Source organism: Arthrobacter sp. B2I5, assembly GCF_030816735.1.
GTDB lineage: Bacteria > Actinomycetota > Actinomycetes > Actinomycetales > Micrococcaceae > Arthrobacter.
Genome location: NZ_JAUSYF010000001.1, coordinates 356,233 through 371,462, shown reverse-complemented (window position 1 = coordinate 371,462; position 15,230 = coordinate 356,233). Strand labels below are relative to the sequence as shown.

Below are 15,230 nucleotides of genomic sequence, written 5' to 3'. Positions count from 1 at the left end.
CCGGGGTTAGGCTGGGCGGATGTTGACCATTGGAACCATCGTCCTCGGCGTCAACGACGTTGCCGCCGCCACCACGTTCTGGCAGGAAGCCATCGGCTACGTCCCCCGGGAACCCGGTGACGACACGTGGGTGACCCTTGTGCCGGCGTCGGGCCCGGGCGCGTCATTGTCCCTCATGCTCAGCGAAACCCCGGTCCAGGCCTACCCGCGGATCCATCTGGACCTGTACGCGGATGACCAGGGTGCGGAGGTGGAGCGGCTGGTATCCCTCGGAGCCAAGCACGTGGACTGGGACATGTACCCCGACGACCCCGACTTTGTGGTTTTGGAGGATCCGGACGGAAACCGGTTCTGCGTGATCGACAAGAGTCCGCAGTAGCCGCCGGGAACAAGCCCGCCGCCCAGGCCGTTGGCACCCGTACGACACGTGCCGCATTCCAAGCGGCGGCAGCGACGGAAGGAACCTCATGGTCAGGGCTATCTGGAACGGAAAAGTCATCGCCGAGTCCGCGGACACAGTGGTGGTAGAGGGCAACCACTACTTCCCGCGGGACGCCGTTAACGCCGGCTACCTGCGGGACAGTGACAAGAACACGTTCTGCCCCTGGAAGGGCCAGGCCAGCTACCACACGCTGGAAGTGGACGGCCAGCGGAACGACGCCGCCGCCTGGTACTACCCCGATCCCAAGGACAAGGCCAAGCACATCGAGGACCGTATCGCCTTCTGGCGCGGCGTCACCATCGAGGACTAGCAGGCATACAGGAAGGACGACGGCGGGTGGGAACCCGCCGTCGTCCTTCTGCGTCACTTGCTGTTGCTACCGGCGGCGGGTGGCCGGGCTAGGAGTTCCGGCCGCCCGCTGGCCTGGTCAGCGGCGATTCTTGCGGGGCTTTACAACGTTGAGTTCGCCGCTCTCATGCTTTGCTTTTTTGTCAGCGCGTTTTTCCAGGATTGACTTGCCGACTTTCTTGGCGGCGCTGCTTTTGGGGGATTTTCCGGACATCGGAATCACGCCTTTCCTTGCTTGCGTACCCGCAACGCTACGCGCTTTTATTTTTTTAGCCAGCCCTCTGAAGTACCGGAATCCCGGCTAATCTCCCTGCTGAATTGCCGGGTTTTTCGTCATCCCCTCAGCGCCAAAATTCGGTGAGCTGCTGCGCAAGCATTTCACCTTGGCGGTGCCCCGCCCGTACGGCTGCCGGGCGCAGTGAAAAGTCCATCGCGTTGGCGCCGAACATGTGCTCGGAACCGCTGTCGGGGAAGACCGTTTCCACCCTGCTCCCGCCTGCCTGCAGCTCCTCCACCTGCGCGGCGAGCTGCATGCCCCACTCCAGCGGCATCCGGGTCCTGCCGCCGAAGGGCGAGAGCACCAGGACGCGAGCGAACCCCGACGCAAGGTCCGCGTTCTCGTTGCGCCGGTAGCCGCCGTCGATATAGCGCCTGTCCCCGATCCCGTAGGCGAACCCGCTGGCACAGCTGGCGGCGACGGCGTCCACCAGATCCACGCCACTGCTGCTGTCGAACACTGCCGGCTCGCCGGTGTGGGCATCGACGACCGTGATGAGCAGTTCGTGGTGCGGCCACTCCCGGGCTGGCAGCCGTGCGGCCACCGTCTCGCGCCAGCGTGCCGTCGCGTCATAGGCGGAGGCCAGGTCCATGGCCAGCGCCCCCATCCGGCGGCGCATGTCCCCCGCGTCTTTCGATGAGGCAATGATCCTGCCCGTCCGTTCCAGATGGTCGGACACCGGCCGGGCAGGAGCGGGTCCACTGACTGATCCTGACGAAGCATTCGGGTGCCGGGGCGTGTCAAGGACCGCGGCATAGAGGTCGGGGAGCGCGGCACCGGCGATCTGCGCCGCGGCGGTGGACCCGGCCGAGGTGCCGATGACCAGGTCCGCGTCCGTCGCGTCCAGGCCGGCCTCGGCCAACCCGGCGAGGACGCCGATCAGCCAGGCATTGCCGGTTGATCCGCCGCCGCCGAGGACCAGCGCACGTCCGGATGCCTCCGTCGGGATGAGGTGCGGCGTTGAAGAAGGTGTTGAGTTCATGGGAGTCGCCTTTCGCGAATAGCGTTTTCAGCGCTCCCGGCGGCGGCTACGTCAGCCGCACGATCGTGGACTGCAGGGAGCACCCATTGCGGATACAGCATTCATGGGTCTCACCTCCTGCGGTCGGGTCACGATCACGGGAATCATGGCACAGCGGAGAAGCTGGGTGCAACAGGTAAATTTGAGGCGATGATTTCCATAGACCGGGACAGCCCCATGCGCGACGATGTCCACCTCCTGCTCAGCGAGCACCTGGCAGACATGTTTGCTACCTCGCCGGCCGAGAGCGTCCACGCCCTGGACCACTCGGCGTTGGCCGCCCCCTCGATCACGTTCTGGACGGCCCGGGAGGACGGCAACCTGCTGGGGTGCGGCGCCCTTAAGCTCCTGGACTCCCCCACCGGCCCTGCAAGGCACGGCGAGATCAAGTCGATGCGCACCACGGCAACCGCGCGGGGACGGGGCGTTGCCACCCTCATGCTCCGCCATATTCTGGACGACGCCCGTGCATGGAACCTTGAGCACGTCTACCTGGAGACGGGAACCGAGGACTACTTCGCTCCCGCACGCCGCCTCTACGCCCGGCACGGTTTCAGCGAGCGCCCGCCGTTCGCCGATTACGTGCTGGACCCCAACAGCGTCTTCATGGAGCTTCGCCTTTAGCAAGGCACATGCCCGGCACATGCGAACGACGGCGGGTGGGCACGCGCCGTCGTCCCTCCCGCGTGTGGGCGCGTACTGGTTACCCCAGCCGGGCGTTGCTGGCACACTGGGCCAATGAATGAGGCGCTCCCACCCACCCGGCGGCCCGGCATACGTGCTGCGATGTTCGTTGACTTCGATAATGTCTTCACCGGCCTGCAGGCCATCGATCCAGAGGCGGCGAAGCGTTTCGCCGAGGACCCCAAGCATTGGGCCGAGGCACTGTCAGCCGGCGACTCCGGCAAAGGCGCCCGCCGCTTCCTGATCCGCAACTGCTACCTGAACCCGACGGTGTACTCGAAGTACCGGACCTACTGGACGCGCGCCGGGTTCCGCGTGATCGACTGCCCGTCGCTGACACAGCGGGGTAAGAGCAGCACTGACATCAACCTGGTTCTTGATGCCATGGACGCGCTCTCTGGAAGCGTTGGCATCGAAGAGTTTTTTATCGCTTCTGCGGATGCTGACTTTACGTCGCTGATACAGCGGTTCCGCGCCGCCGACCGGATGACCACTGTTATCGCGGCAGGCGCCGTGGCCTTCGCGTACCGGGAGATGGCGGACCACGTTGTGGAGTCCCATGACTTCGTTGCCATCCTCAACGGCACGCCCAGCGATCCCATTCACATGGTCACCTCAGGGAATCAACGCCAGGCCCCCACTGCAGCGAAGACCAAAATCAAGGCAGCTTCGCCGGGTGTCCGGGAGGTGCTGGAGTTCATCCGTACCGCCCCGGGCCCGGTAGTCGGAGCGATGGTTGCTCACCGTGCCCTCGCCGCAGATCCTGCCCTGAAAACGGACTGGGGCGGTTTTGGACGATTTGGAACGTGGGTCTCCCAAATTGGCAAGGATATCGAGTATTCGTCGGCGCAGGGCGGCTGGGTTTGGGACGCGAAGCGGTTCTCAATCGACGATCTTCCGGCTCCGGCTGACAAGCAGCCCGGCGTCGAGGAGCAAGTCACGAGGGTAACGGATGTCCCGGCACTCTCGGCCGCCCAGTTCCGGCAAATCTTCCAGTCCATGGCAACGCGGCTCCGCGAGCATCCGGCCAACCGCACCGAGCTGTCACGGCAGGTTCGGGACGATTGCGTCAGCGCGGGCGAACCAGTGTCGCGGAACGCCGTGAGTTTCGTGCTGCAGGGCCTCTCCTACGCCGGCTTCCCGTTCAATGACGAGGCAACGGCAGCCGAACTGGCAGCTGCCTGGACACGGTACGTGGAGGAACTGTGCCGGGTTGCCTCGCTCGAGTTCGACGCCGACGAGCAGCTCGCGGTCCGGCGTTGGGCCAGCGGCGGGTTGTTGGATACCTAGACCTCCTCAGCCGAGGATTGGGAACCTTACGCCGCCTTAGGCAATTCCGGCTCCAACCGATTAGCCCGGCACCTGAGGAACGCAAACGACGGCGGGTGGGCACCCGCCGTCGTCCGCTTCTGTTTGTCGGGCAGCGGACACACAAGGGTGGCCCTGCCAGAACCCGTTTCAGCAGGGACTCCCTTAAGCGCCCGGGATGCCGTTGACTGGAGTAAGGCCGCACGGTGGTAACGGCAGGTATGACCGCAACGGACACGGGAGACATCATGCACACACGGACACTTGGGCAGGGCCTGCAGGTATCGGCGATTGGGCTTGGCTGCATGGGGATGTCGCAGAGCTACGGCCCCAACCCTGGGGACCGCCAGGCCATGATCGGGGTGCTGCGCGACGCGGTGGGGATGGGGATCAACTTCTTTGACACGGCCGAGGTATACGGCCCCTTCGTCAATGAGGAACTCGTCGGCGAGGCACTCGCGCCGGTCAGGGACGAGGTGGTTATTGCCACCAAGTTCGGGTGGCGGATCGAGGACGGCAAGTCCGTGGGGCTCGACAGCTCCCCCGCGCGTATCAAACACGTAGCTGACGAGTCACTGCGCCGGCTGCGCCTGGACACGCTTGACCTCTTCTACCAGCACCGGGTGGATCCCAATGTGCCGATCGAAGAAGTGGCAGGTGCCGTTGGTGAACTTATTCAGGCCGGAAAAGTCCGCCACTTCGGCCTGTCTGAGGCCTCGGCTGCGACCATCCGGGCCGCCCACGCCGTGTATCCGGTGACGGCGGTCCAAAGTGAGTATTCCCTGTGGACGCGTGACCCTGAGCCGGAGGTGCTGCCCACCTTGGCGGAGCTGGGCATCGGTTTCGTGCCGTTCAGCCCGCTCGGCAAGGGCTTCCTCACCGGAACCGTGGATACGTCCACTCAGTTCTCCGAGGGTGACGTCCGCGGCACGATTCCGCGGTTTTCACCTGAGAACCGCGCCGCCAATCAGGCATTAGTGGATCACGTGGCCGGACTCGCCGCCGCCAAAAACGCCACGCCAGGACAGATTGCGCTGGCGTGGCTTCTGGCACAGCAGCCGTGGATTGTGCCGATCCCCGGGACCCGCCGCCGCGAGCGCCTGGCGGAAAACGCGGCCGCGACAGCCGTGGACCTGTCCGCCGATGAAGTTGCGGACCTCAACGCAGTCGCCGCCCGGATCGGTGTGCAGGGAAACCGCTACAACGATCTGCACATGGGGCTTGTTGGGCGATAGTCCCCTGGGTGGGTAACAACTTAGGAAAGCGGACGACGGCGGGTGGGCACCCGCCGTCGTCCGCTTCCTGTTTGTTGGCATCGATTCCTCAGCCGCTGGCACTTCTAGAACTGTCCGGTGGGCCCGGTGTCCTTGACTTCGCCACGCCAGCCGCCGGTTTCGGTGCCGCGCGATTCGATGAAGTCCTTGAACTTCCGCATGTCCGCCTTCACCTGCATCTCGTCGACCTTCAGGGCTGCGCCGGCTTTTTCGGTGGCAGTTTCCGGCGCCCACTCGAAGTGGACTTGACCTTCGTGTGGTTGGCATCCAGCGGCGTGAACCTGATGATTCCAGCGTGGGACTTGCCGTCGGTGCTGCGCCAGGCGATGCGGTCGTCCGGCTCCTGGTCGACTATTTCAGTGTCGAATTCCCGCTGGACACCACCCACTTTGGTGACCCAGTGGTTGGTGGTGTCGGTGAGCTGGGTTACGGATTCCACGCCGGACATGAACTGAGGAAAGGATTCGAACTGCGTCCACTGGTTGTACGCGGTGCGCACCGGTACAGCGACGTCAACGGTCTCTTCTACGTGCTCCATCTGCTGCCTCCTAAAAACGGACGGCCGCAACAGCGGACTGGCAGGGCTTGGCATCCTGCCAGTCAGGCAGCCGCCACCCTTTCACCATAAATCCGCCGGCTACCGGGGTCCAGACCTCCACAAAGAAGCGGACGACGGCGGGCGGGAACCCGCCGTCGTCCGCTTCCGCTGGGTGACTACCCGCTGAAGGGGACCTTTTCCCAGCTCAGCACGTCTGCACCCGGGGCGCTGTTGCCCGTGACCGTGAACCGGACGTAATCGACAGCGTTGCCGGCGCCGTCCACGGTGATGCGCTGCAGGTTGTCCGCGGCCGGCGAGTCGTAGATGTCGAGCCACGGGGAGCCCGTGGCGAGGGGCTGGTCCTCGGCAAAGACGTGGCTGTCGCCGTTGACCAGGTAAACGGGAGCATCGAAATAGTTGGTTTCGTCCACGACCGCCTGCACGATCTCCCGGAAGCCGGACACGGTGTCCGGGTCGGCGGTGGCGCCGGCGAGCAGCGACGGATCGAACATGTCGGCCTGCTCCATGAGCACCACGGCCCGGTCATTGCTGCGCCTGGCGTCGGCGAAGGTTTGGTGGATCTGGGCGATGACGGCGTCCGTCCGGTGCTCCACCTCGGCGAGCTGCTCCGGTGTGGGCGCCGTCTTGCCCAGGCCGGTCCACGGCAGGAGGGAATTGTTGCTGCCCTGGACGTTCAGGACGGAGAAGGCCACCCGATTCTTGGTGAAGCGGACGTCCTCGGGAAGGCCCAGGTTCTCCTGGCTCTTCACCGGCATGGTTGCGCCGAGAGTCTTGCCTGGCTGGTTGAAGAAGACTTCCCGCAGCTTGTCCAGGCGTTCCAGTGGGTTGTAGGCGCCGTTGTTGTTCCGGTGGCAGTCCACCCACTCGTTGTCGCCGGGCGTGTAGACCAGCGGGTGGGTGAACGTGTCGAACTGGGTCCGGATGTAGGAGAAGTACTGGTCCGAGCAGACGGAGGAGCCGTTCTTGATATCGCCCACGTGTGCTACAAACTTCAGGCCCTTGTCCGCGTTGAGGTCCTGGATGCGGGATGGAAACTTGGCGATCTCGGTTTCGCCGTACGGGATGTCGCCGATGGCGGCGAAGGTGAAGGCCTCCTTGTCATCTGCTACGTTGTCGGCTGCCTGGGCAGGCTGGGCCGCAAGGAGGCCGAGTGCCAAGGCGAGTGCCGTCGTCGTGGTTTTTGTGACGGCGACGGCGGCAGGGTTGCTTTTCACGAACACGCAGTACTCCTGGTACCTCGGGGATGTCCGCCCGGCTTGGGGTGCGCGGGGCGGAAGGGTGCGTGAAAAGACTCCTGGGCGCGCCGAAACGGTTTAGGGCGTACTGATAGACGGCGGGTGAACGCAACGGGAAGGGACAAAGCGCTCGGAATATCAACGTCCGTGCCTACAGGGCGCGAGCGGCAGCGGAAAACGCGCAACCTGCCCCTCACGCTGCCGGGGGAAGCAGCGTCTTGCTGGGCCCGGGTATGGTCGCGTGACTCCTAGGCAACGAGATAGTCAACGATCAGTATCTCCAACGGGCTGCTGCTTCCGTCCGGGAGGAGACCTGGTGGCCAGAGCGTTGGTTCCCGGTCAGCTCGTTCGGCGTTGTATTGGCGGCCGGAGGGCGAAACCCAGCCGGGCGGTTCATTCGCGGCTGCCGGGCCCGGGCTCCAGCGGGTTCGATGCTTAAGCCGATGGTGCTTGGGGCACAGCTGGCCCAGGTTGCTGATCCCGGTGCTTCCGCCTCGCTCCCAGGCTCTGAGATGGTCGGCTTCGTTGTCCTGACTGTGGTTGCTGCAGCCGGGAAACGTGCACTTTCCATCGCGCATCCGCAACCACCGCTTCAGTGATTCCGGAAGCCGGTAGCTGGTCCGGCCGATTTCCAGCGGCGCCCCGTCCCGCGGGTCCACCAACACCCGGTAGAAGGAACCGGCGCCTTCCGAAACGAGTTTGCGTGCCATCGATGCCGGGATGGGTCCGTAGTTGTCAAGATCTGCGGGTTCGTCCGTGGCGCCGAAGAGGGAGAGGACCGGCACCGTGACCATGACGTCCGCTTTGAGCGACGGCCCGGCCCCGGCGTTCTTCCCTGCGGCACCAAGCAACAATCTGGCGGCCTCGTCGACCTTGATTTGGGTGAGGGTCCGCGGTTCGTCTGGTCCCTGCAGGCCACGGGCCAGGGCAGTGGCCTTGTTCCAAATGGCGCAGGCCTTGTCTGCAGGCATGTACAGCGAAACCCACGCCATCCCGTTGCGGTCCGGGGAGTATTCCATCCGTCGGTCTTCCACGGACTTCGCGTGCCTGATTTCGAGGGACTCAGGGTGGTGGCGTTCCCGCCAGGACCGGAGCTTCCGCCGGAACCGCGACGGCACGAGATCGCCTGGCGCGGCGCCACGGGCCGGGTTCGGTGCATAGGGATTGAAGAAGTGGTTCTCCAGCGCAGCGGCGGCACCTTTGTCCAGGCCTGTGGTTTCATCAACGACGGCGCAGGCGTGCGGCCACGAAATCATTCCAGCCTGCAAGGCATCCAATGCCGCCGGCAACGTTGTGGTCAGCGCGTGCGCCTCGCCCAGACAGCGCGGCTGCGGCACGTTCACCAATGGTCAGAACGCAGGCGACTTCCGCTACCAGGCTCATCTCGCGCGCCGACGACTCATACGCACTTTCTGCCGGTGCTTCCATCGCGGCTGTCGACTCTGCATACGTGGCCAGCAGCCTGACTTTTGCCGCCGCTGCAACTGCTTCGATCCGCGCCACAACCCCCAGACCGTCCAGGCACGAATCAGCAAGGTCGCCTAGCGGATCGTGATCATCCCGGTGAGCACCATCCGAATCGTGTGCAGACCGGCCAAGGACTTCAGCCAGCTCGTCCGCCAGCCCCCTTATGGACATAACGGCAGCGGCCAATCCGGCACTGCCTCTTGCGTCCACGGCCACTCCGGTTTCCATACTCAAAGCTTGGCAGGAGGGTGTGACATTTTGATTTCAGCCCACGCCGCACCGCTGCCGGCTGCCGGAACGAGGTTTACATCGCGGAAACGCAAAGCCCTGTTCGCAAACGAAATTGCAGAGTACATTAGATGCAATTGCACTTGCAGAGTGATCTGCATTACAGGACAGGCCTTTCATGAACCCCAGCGCTTTCCCGGAGCAGGCAGCCGAACAGTCCGTGGAAGTGGACGGCAACGGCTCCGGCATCAGCTCGCACGCCTGGCTCGGCGATGCCCTGCCCGACGTTCCGCTGACCAAGGCCCAAAGCCGTGTGGTGGAGGTCATCCGCCGCAACCCGCAGCTGTCCTCCTACGCGGACATAGCCGAAATCGCCCAGCGCGCTGATGTGAACAACTCCTCCGTAGTGCGCACTGCCCAGCACCTGGGCTACCGGGGCTGGCCCGACCTGCAGCGCGAACTCCGCTCCCGCTACCTGGTGATGATCTCCACCGAAGACACCCTCACCGAGCACGGCGAAACCCGCAGCCCCTTGTATGAGGCCATCAACCACGACATTGAAAACCTCCGCCTGACGCTCGACTCCAACACCCCGGAGGAAGCCGAGGCCGCCATTGCCGCGCTGGCGGCAGCCAAGTCCATTACCGTCGTCGGCATTGGCTCCTTTGCCGGACCTGCCAGCGTCATGGCCCATCTGGGGTCCACCATGGGTTATCCCATCAGCCTGGAAAGCCGCGCCGGCCCGCACCTGGCATCAAGCACCAACAGCCTCGGCCCCGGCGACGTCCTGGTGGTCATCAACATGTGGCGCTCGGTCAAGCAGATCATCATCGCCGCAGAAGCCGCCAAGCAGGCCGGTGCCACCGTCGTCGCCATCAGCGATCTGCGCCGCGGCCGCCTGGCCACGGCAGCGGACCACCTCCTGGTGGTGGCCTCCGAAGGCATCTCATTCTTCCAGTCCGTCACCGCCGCGAACTCCCTGGTTTACGGCCTGCTCGCCGGCATGGAAGCAGCGCACCCGGAGCGCAGCCGGGCCACCATCCGCCGGACCCAGCAGCTCTGGAAAGACCTGGACATCTACCTCGACTGACTTCCCTGACCAGGCAAGACCTCCCGCACAGAACCACAACAGCCACCCAGGAGTACCCCTATGAACGAGCCACAAAACCGCCGCGTCGCCGTCATCGGCCTCGGCGCCATGGGCGGAGCCATGGCCGCCACCCTGCACAAGGCAGGCTGGGATGTCACCGGCTTCGACCCCTCGGAAGCCGCCCGGAAAGCTGCCGAAGAAACAGGCATCAGCACCACAGAATCCCTGGCCAGCGTGGCCGGAACCCCCTACGCCGTCCTTTCCCTCCCCGCCGCCGGCATCGTGGAAACCACGGTGCCGCAGCTCCTGGCCAGCCCGGGAACCGTCGCCATCGTCGACACCACCACCTCAGAGCCGGCCACCAGCAAGCAGATGGCCCGGCTCGCCGAAGCCCACGGTGCCGCCTTCATTGACGCCCCCGTCTCCGGTGGCCGCGACGGCGCTGCAACCGGCACGCTCAGCGCCTTCGTGGGTGCCACGGATGCCGCCCTGAAGGCTGCCGAGCCCGTCCTGCTGGCGCTCACCGGCGGCAACTTCAGCCACATCGGCGGCCCCGGCAGCGGCAACGTGGTCAAGCTCCTCAACAACGTCCTGGCCGCCGCCAACCTCGCCTCCGTGGGCGAGGCCCTGGGCGTGGCCAAGGCGTACGGCATCGACCCCGCCACTGCAGCGGCCAGCATCAGCGGTGCCTCCGGCGGCAGCAAGGTCTCGGCCAACATGTACCCAAACTGGGTGCTCACCGGCAGCCACGATTCCGGCTTCTCCATGGGCCTGATGGCCCGGGACGCCGCCCTCGCCGTGGACGTCGCCGCCCAGATCGGCGAGAAGCCCGCGCTCCTGGCCGCCGTCGCCAGCCAGTGGCAGGACGCCCTGGCAGTGCTCGGACCAAAGGCCGACTTCACCGAGATCGCCCGCACGGTTGCTCCAGCCATCACCCCCGCCGGCGCCCCCGGCACCCCATCCGCCGTCTAACGCCTCCAGCGACAAAGCGCACCAAAGGAACAGCATCTTGAGTATCACCACAGCACCCACCTCATCCTCCGCGGCCACCGCCAGGGAAGTCCTGGACGCCGCCTTCCCGGACGGCCTCGGCGCCTTCGTTGACGGCCGCGTAACCACCGGCAGCGGTGAGAGCATCACCCTCACCGCCGCAGCCACCGGCGAACGCTTCGCCACCTACGCGGACCCCGGAGCCGAGGGTGCCAACGCCATCCTGGAAAGCGCGACGGCGGGAGCCGCCGTGTGGGGGCGGCTGAACGGTTTCGAGCGGGCCGCCATCCTGCGAAATGTCAGCCGCGCGGTGGAGCAGCACGCCGAAGAACTGGCCGTCCTCGAATCAGCCACCACTGGCAAGCCCATCCGCGACTCCCGTGCAGAAGCCGCCAAGGTAGCCGAAATGTTCGGCTACTACTCAGGCTGGGCGGACAAGCTCACCGGGCAGACCATTCCCGTCCCCGGCAACTGGCACACCTACACCGAGCGCGTGCCGTGGGGAGTCGTCGTCGCCATCACCCCCTGGAACGCCCCCCTGTTCACCGCCGGCTGGAACTCCGCCGCACCGCTCGCCGCGGGCAATGCCGTGATCGTCAAACCCAGCGAATTCACCCCCGCGTCTTCGGTCCGGCTCGCCCAGATCGCCCACGAAGCAGGGCTTCCGGCCGGCGTCTTCAACGTGGCCGCCGGCCTGGGCCAGACGGTCGGGACGGCACTGACCACGGACCGGCGCGTGGGCAAGGTCAGTTTCATCGGTTCCGTCCCCACCGGCCGCCGCGTGGCGGTGGCAGCAGCCCAGGCCGGCATCCCGGCCCTGCTGGAACTCGGCGGCAAGAGCGCCAACATCGTGTTCGCCGACGCCGACCTTGAGCGCGCCTCGGATGGTGCCATTTCCGCCATCTTCTCCGGAGCGGGCCAGTCCTGCGTGGCCGGGTCCCGCCTCCTGGTGGAGCGGAGCGTGCACGCAGAATTTGTGGAGCTGGTCGCCGCCAGGGCAGCAAAGCTCCGCGTCGGTGACCCCCTCAGCGCAGATACCGAGGTGGGCCCCATCATCACGCCGCAGCAGTTCGCCACCGTCACCGGCCTGATCGAGGAGGGAATGGACGACGGCGGCCGCCGCCTCACCGGGACCACGTTGCCGGAGGCGCTGAGCGGCTCAGCCCTGAAGGGCGGGCACTGGGTGATGCCCACGCTGCTGGACGGCGTCACTCCCCAGAACCGGCTGGAAACCACCGAGGTCTTTGGCCCGGTGGTGGGCGCGGACGCGTTTGATACTGAAGCCGAGGCCATCGCCCGCGCCAACAACACCAGCTTCGGCCTGGCCGGCGCGGTGTGGACTTCGGACGTGTCGCGCGCCCACCACGTGGCCCGCGAGGTCAAGGCCGGCACGTTCTGGATCAACTCCTACAAGACCATCCACGTGGCGGTGCCGTTCGGCGGGTTCGGCGATTCCGGCCACGGCCGTTCCTCCGGCCCGGGCGTGCTGGACGAGTACATGCAGACCAAGGCCGTCTGGGTGCCCACCCGCGCCGCCGGCTCCCCCTTCCCGTCCCTGTCCTACTAGGAGACCCATGGAAACGACTGACACAACCCCCGCGGCCGGTGCGCTGCGCACTGCCTTGGCGGACGGCGTCGAACGCTGGAAGCCAAAGGTGAAGGCGCTGGCCAAGGACATCCACGGCTACAAGGAAATCTCGTTCGAGGAGGTGAAGTCCGCCGAGGCCATCACCGCCCTGCTGGCCGAGGGCGGCTTCGAGGTGGAGCACGGCACTGCTGGGCTGCCCACCGCCTTCACGGCGACCGCAGGCAACGGGGACCTGGTGGTGGCGCTGTGCGTGGAGTACGACGCGCTGCCCGGCATCGGCCATGCCTGCGGGCACAACCTGATCGCCGGTGCGTCCGTCGCGGCAGCTTTGGCGCTGCAGCCTTACGTGGACGAACTTGGCATCACCCTCAAGGCCATCGGCACCCCCGCGGAGGAGCACGGCGGCGGCAAGGCGCTGATGCTGGAGCAGGGAGCGTTCGACGGCGTGGGGCTGGCGTTGATGGTCCACCCCGTCCAGGACGGGGTCACCTACAACCCGGCCGGCACGAGCGCGCAGGCCGTGGGACGGTACAAGGCCACGTTCACCGGCAAGGCGGCCCATGCGGCGGCCGCCCCGCACATGGGCGTGAACGCCGCGGATGCGGCCGTGCTGAGCCAGGTGGCGATCGGCCTGCTGCGCCAGCAGATCCCGTCCGACCACCGGATTGCCTGCTTTGTGGCCGAGGCCGGGCACGTCACCAACATCATCCCGGAGAAGGCCGTGGTGGAGTTCGAGTGCCGGGCCTTCACCCTGCGCGAGTTCGAGGCACTGCTGGTGCGGGTGCGCCGCTGCTTCGAAGGGGCCGCGCTGGCCACCGGAACCACGCTGGCATTCGAGGACACCGAACCTCTGTACGAGCCGCTGGTCCAGGATGACGACCTGGCAGCGCACTGGACCGCGGCGATGGACGCCTTCGGCAAGGACACTTCCCCGGCCGCCGGGCTGAGCGGCGGCTCCACGGACATGGGCAACATCTCCCAGGTCATCCCGTCCCTGCACCCATGGCTGAGCATTCCGGGTGCGGACCTTCCCATCCATTCGCATGCGTTCGCCGCCCTCGCGGACAGTCCGCAGGCGTACGGGGTGATGTTCGAGGCCGGAACCGCGCTGGCCTGGACCATCGCCGCGGCTGCCTCAACCCCCACCCAACGTCAACGCTTCACCCAAGCGGCGTACCGCCGTCGTACTTTCACCCAGGAAGGCGCATCATGAGCACTGTTAAAACAGCCCGGACGGATAAGGCCGGCACCAGGCTGACCATCCCCATCGCCGCATTGGCGTTCGTGATTGCCCTCGCCGTCCAGTTCATTGGGCAGGCGAAGATCGACCTGGGCATCGGCGCCATCATCATTTTTCCCATGGTGTGGGGCCTGATTTTGGGCCTCCTGGTGTCCATCCAGAAGTTCAAGCCGCTGGGCATTGACCTGCAGCGGGTTGCGGCGGCGCTGGTGGGCGTGGCGGTGCTGCTGCTGGTGGCGCGGTTGGCGTTCAACATCGGCCCCAGCCTGCCCACGCTTTTGAAGGCTGGCCCGGCGCTGCTGCTGCAGGAGGTGGGCCACCTGCTGGGGACCATCGTGCTGGCGCTGCCGCTGGCCGTGCTGCTGCGGATGGGCAAGGCCACCGTGGGTGCCACGTTCTCGCTGGACCGTGAGCCGTCCTTCGCCATGGTGTCCGAGAAGTACGGGCCGGACTCGGACCAGTACCGCGGCGTGCTGGCCATGTACGTGTTCGGGACGCTGTTCGGCGCCGTGTTCATCACGCTGCTGACGTCGCTGGTGGCCAACTGGAAGATCTTCGATCCGCTGGCGCTGGCCATGGGCGCCGGCGTGGGGTCCGGTTCCATGATGGCTGCGTCCGTCGCGAGCATCACCGCCGCCTACCCGGGCGACCAGGAGGCTGTCCTGGGCATGGCCGCCGTGTCCAACCTGATCACCACGGTGCTGGGTGTGTACGTGGGCATCTATGTGGCGCTGCCGCTGGCGGACAAGTTCTACCGGGTGCTGACGCGGAAGCAGGAGAGCCGGGAGGTTGTTGCTGCTGGTGCTGGCGCTGGTTCTGCTCCTGCTGAGCGGAGCACTGCCGATGTGGAGCGCGAGGCCGCGCAGGCGGAGGAGAACCGGCGGTTCCGTGAGCGGGTGGCCGAGTCTTCCGCGGCGATCAAGCTGCCGCTGTGGCTCTCACTGTCTGTGCTGACGGTGCTGGGTATTGGCACGGCGTCGATCGCCGCGAAGGGGTTCAGCCTGACCATCGTGCTGGGGTACGTGGTCCTGCTGGCGCTTGTCCTGGTGGGCATCGCGCTGGCGAAGGTGACGCGGAAGATCTCGGCGATCGTGTTCATCACCACCATCGGCGCGTACATTTCCAGCCCGTGGTTCTTTGGGGCGGAGGCGCTGAACGCGGCCGTCAAGACCGTGGACTTCCTGTCCATCGCCACCGTGATGCTGACCCTGGCCGGCCTCTCCCTGGGCAAGGACATCCCGCTGCTGAAGAACATCGGCTGGAAGATCATCCCCGTCGGGCTGGTGGCGATTACGGCGTCGTTCCTGCTGTCCACGGTGATTGCCGAGTTCGCGCTGGGGTTGTGGCACTGAGTTAGTTTGCGGGCCGCCTTTGGGGCGGGCTTGGTGGAGCGGACGACGGCGGGTGGGCACCCGGCGTCGTCCGCTTTTCATTTCAGACGCCGGATCCGGGAGGCAAACCCGATGGGGATTTTCAGCT

14 protein-coding genes and 2 pseudogenes are annotated in these 15,230 nt (G+C 66.0%); 10 read left to right on the top strand and 6 right to left on the bottom strand.

Going from position 1 to position 15,230, the window contains the following annotated elements; genetic code table 11:
* Positions 1-19 precede the first annotated feature (19 nt).
* Both QFZ60_RS01705 and QFZ60_RS01700 read left to right on the top strand, forming a co-directional pair.
* The gene (locus QFZ60_RS01705) at positions 20-379 is read left to right on the top strand and encodes a VOC family protein (protein WP_307087583.1); all 360 of its coding nucleotides are present in this window, start codon (positions 20-22) and stop codon (positions 377-379) included.
* Between the two features lie 88 nt (positions 380-467).
* Positions 468-752 carry a DUF427 domain-containing protein gene (locus QFZ60_RS01700; protein ID WP_307087581.1) on the top strand — a complete coding sequence of 95 codons (285 nt, stop codon included), beginning with the start codon at positions 468-470 and terminating at the stop codon, positions 750-752.
* 117 nt (positions 753-869) lie between these two features.
* On the opposite strand, the gene QFZ60_RS01695 is transcribed toward QFZ60_RS01700, so the two are convergent.
* Together QFZ60_RS01695 and QFZ60_RS01690 are read right to left on the bottom strand one after the other, a co-directional pair.
* Complete coding sequence (locus tag QFZ60_RS01695) at positions 870-1,013, bottom strand: hypothetical protein (protein WP_160141877.1); 144 nt, start codon at positions 1,011-1,013, stop codon at positions 870-872.
* Between the two features lie 118 nt (positions 1,014-1,131).
* Complete coding sequence (locus tag QFZ60_RS01690) at positions 1,132-2,049, bottom strand: patatin-like phospholipase family protein (protein ID WP_307087579.1); 918 nt, start codon at positions 2,047-2,049, stop codon at positions 1,132-1,134.
* A 189-nt stretch (positions 2,050-2,238) separates the two neighbouring features.
* Here QFZ60_RS01690 and QFZ60_RS01685 point away from each other — a divergent pair, with 189 nt between their 5' ends.
* The 3 genes from QFZ60_RS01685 to QFZ60_RS01675 all read left to right on the top strand — a co-directional run bounded on the left by QFZ60_RS01685 (position 2,239) and on the right by QFZ60_RS01675 (position 5,315).
* Positions 2,239-2,712, top strand: coding sequence for a GNAT family N-acetyltransferase (locus QFZ60_RS01685; RefSeq protein WP_307087578.1), 474 nt, complete (start codon positions 2,239-2,241; stop codon positions 2,710-2,712).
* Positions 2,713-2,826: 114 nt separating this feature from the next.
* On the top strand, positions 2,827-4,062 hold the full coding sequence (locus QFZ60_RS01680) for an NYN domain-containing protein (RefSeq protein WP_307087577.1): 1,236 nt from the start codon (positions 2,827-2,829) through the stop codon (positions 4,060-4,062).
* A gap of 266 nt (positions 4,063-4,328) precedes the next feature.
* Positions 4,329-5,315 carry an aldo/keto reductase gene (locus tag QFZ60_RS01675; protein ID WP_307087576.1) on the top strand — a complete coding sequence of 329 codons (987 nt, stop codon included), beginning with the start codon at positions 4,329-4,331 and terminating at the stop codon, positions 5,313-5,315.
* A gap of 104 nt (positions 5,316-5,419) precedes the next feature.
* Here QFZ60_RS01675 and QFZ60_RS01670 read toward each other — a convergent pair.
* The 4 genes and pseudogenes from QFZ60_RS01670 to QFZ60_RS01655 form a co-directional block, all read right to left on the bottom strand.
* Positions 5,420-5,892 (bottom strand): annotated as a pseudogene (locus tag QFZ60_RS01670) (SRPBCC family protein).
* A gap of 176 nt (positions 5,893-6,068) precedes the next feature.
* Positions 6,069-7,127: a hypothetical protein gene (locus QFZ60_RS01665; RefSeq protein WP_307087574.1), complete on the bottom strand. Its 1,059-nt coding sequence runs from the start codon at positions 7,125-7,127 to the stop codon at positions 6,069-6,071.
* Positions 7,128-7,396: 269 nt separating this feature from the next.
* Positions 7,397-8,485 carry an HNH endonuclease signature motif containing protein gene (locus QFZ60_RS01660; protein WP_307087573.1) on the bottom strand — a complete coding sequence of 363 codons (1,089 nt, stop codon included), beginning with the start codon at positions 8,483-8,485 and terminating at the stop codon, positions 7,397-7,399.
* On the bottom strand, positions 8,370-8,843 hold the full coding sequence (locus QFZ60_RS01655) for a hypothetical protein (RefSeq protein WP_307093426.1): 474 nt from the start codon (positions 8,841-8,843) through the stop codon (positions 8,370-8,372). The genes QFZ60_RS01660 and QFZ60_RS01655 overlap by 116 nt, the downstream gene beginning before the upstream one ends.
* A 178-nt stretch (positions 8,844-9,021) precedes the next feature.
* Between QFZ60_RS01655 and QFZ60_RS01650 the strand changes: the two genes are divergently transcribed.
* From QFZ60_RS01650 to QFZ60_RS01630, 5 genes and pseudogenes are all read left to right on the top strand, one after another.
* Positions 9,022-9,933: a MurR/RpiR family transcriptional regulator gene (locus QFZ60_RS01650; RefSeq protein ID WP_307087571.1), complete on the top strand. Its 912-nt coding sequence runs from the start codon at positions 9,022-9,024 to the stop codon at positions 9,931-9,933.
* A 57-nt stretch (positions 9,934-9,990) separates the two neighbouring features.
* Positions 9,991-10,905, top strand: a pseudogene (locus tag QFZ60_RS01645) (NAD(P)-dependent oxidoreductase); the annotation flags it as partial.
* Positions 10,906-10,942: 37 nt separating this feature from the next.
* On the top strand, positions 10,943-12,490 hold the full coding sequence (locus tag QFZ60_RS01640) for an aldehyde dehydrogenase (RefSeq protein WP_307087570.1): 1,548 nt from the start codon (positions 10,943-10,945) through the stop codon (positions 12,488-12,490).
* Positions 12,491-12,497: 7 nt separating this feature from the next.
* Positions 12,498-13,724 (top strand): amidohydrolase, encoded by a 1,227-nt coding sequence (locus QFZ60_RS01635; RefSeq protein ID WP_307087568.1) that lies wholly within the window; start codon positions 12,498-12,500, stop codon positions 13,722-13,724.
* Positions 13,721-15,103: a DUF3100 domain-containing protein gene (locus QFZ60_RS01630; RefSeq protein WP_307087566.1), complete on the top strand. Its 1,383-nt coding sequence runs from the start codon at positions 13,721-13,723 to the stop codon at positions 15,101-15,103. Before QFZ60_RS01635 ends, QFZ60_RS01630 begins: the two co-directional genes overlap by 4 nt.
* The last annotated feature ends 127 nt before the right edge of the window (positions 15,104-15,230 follow it).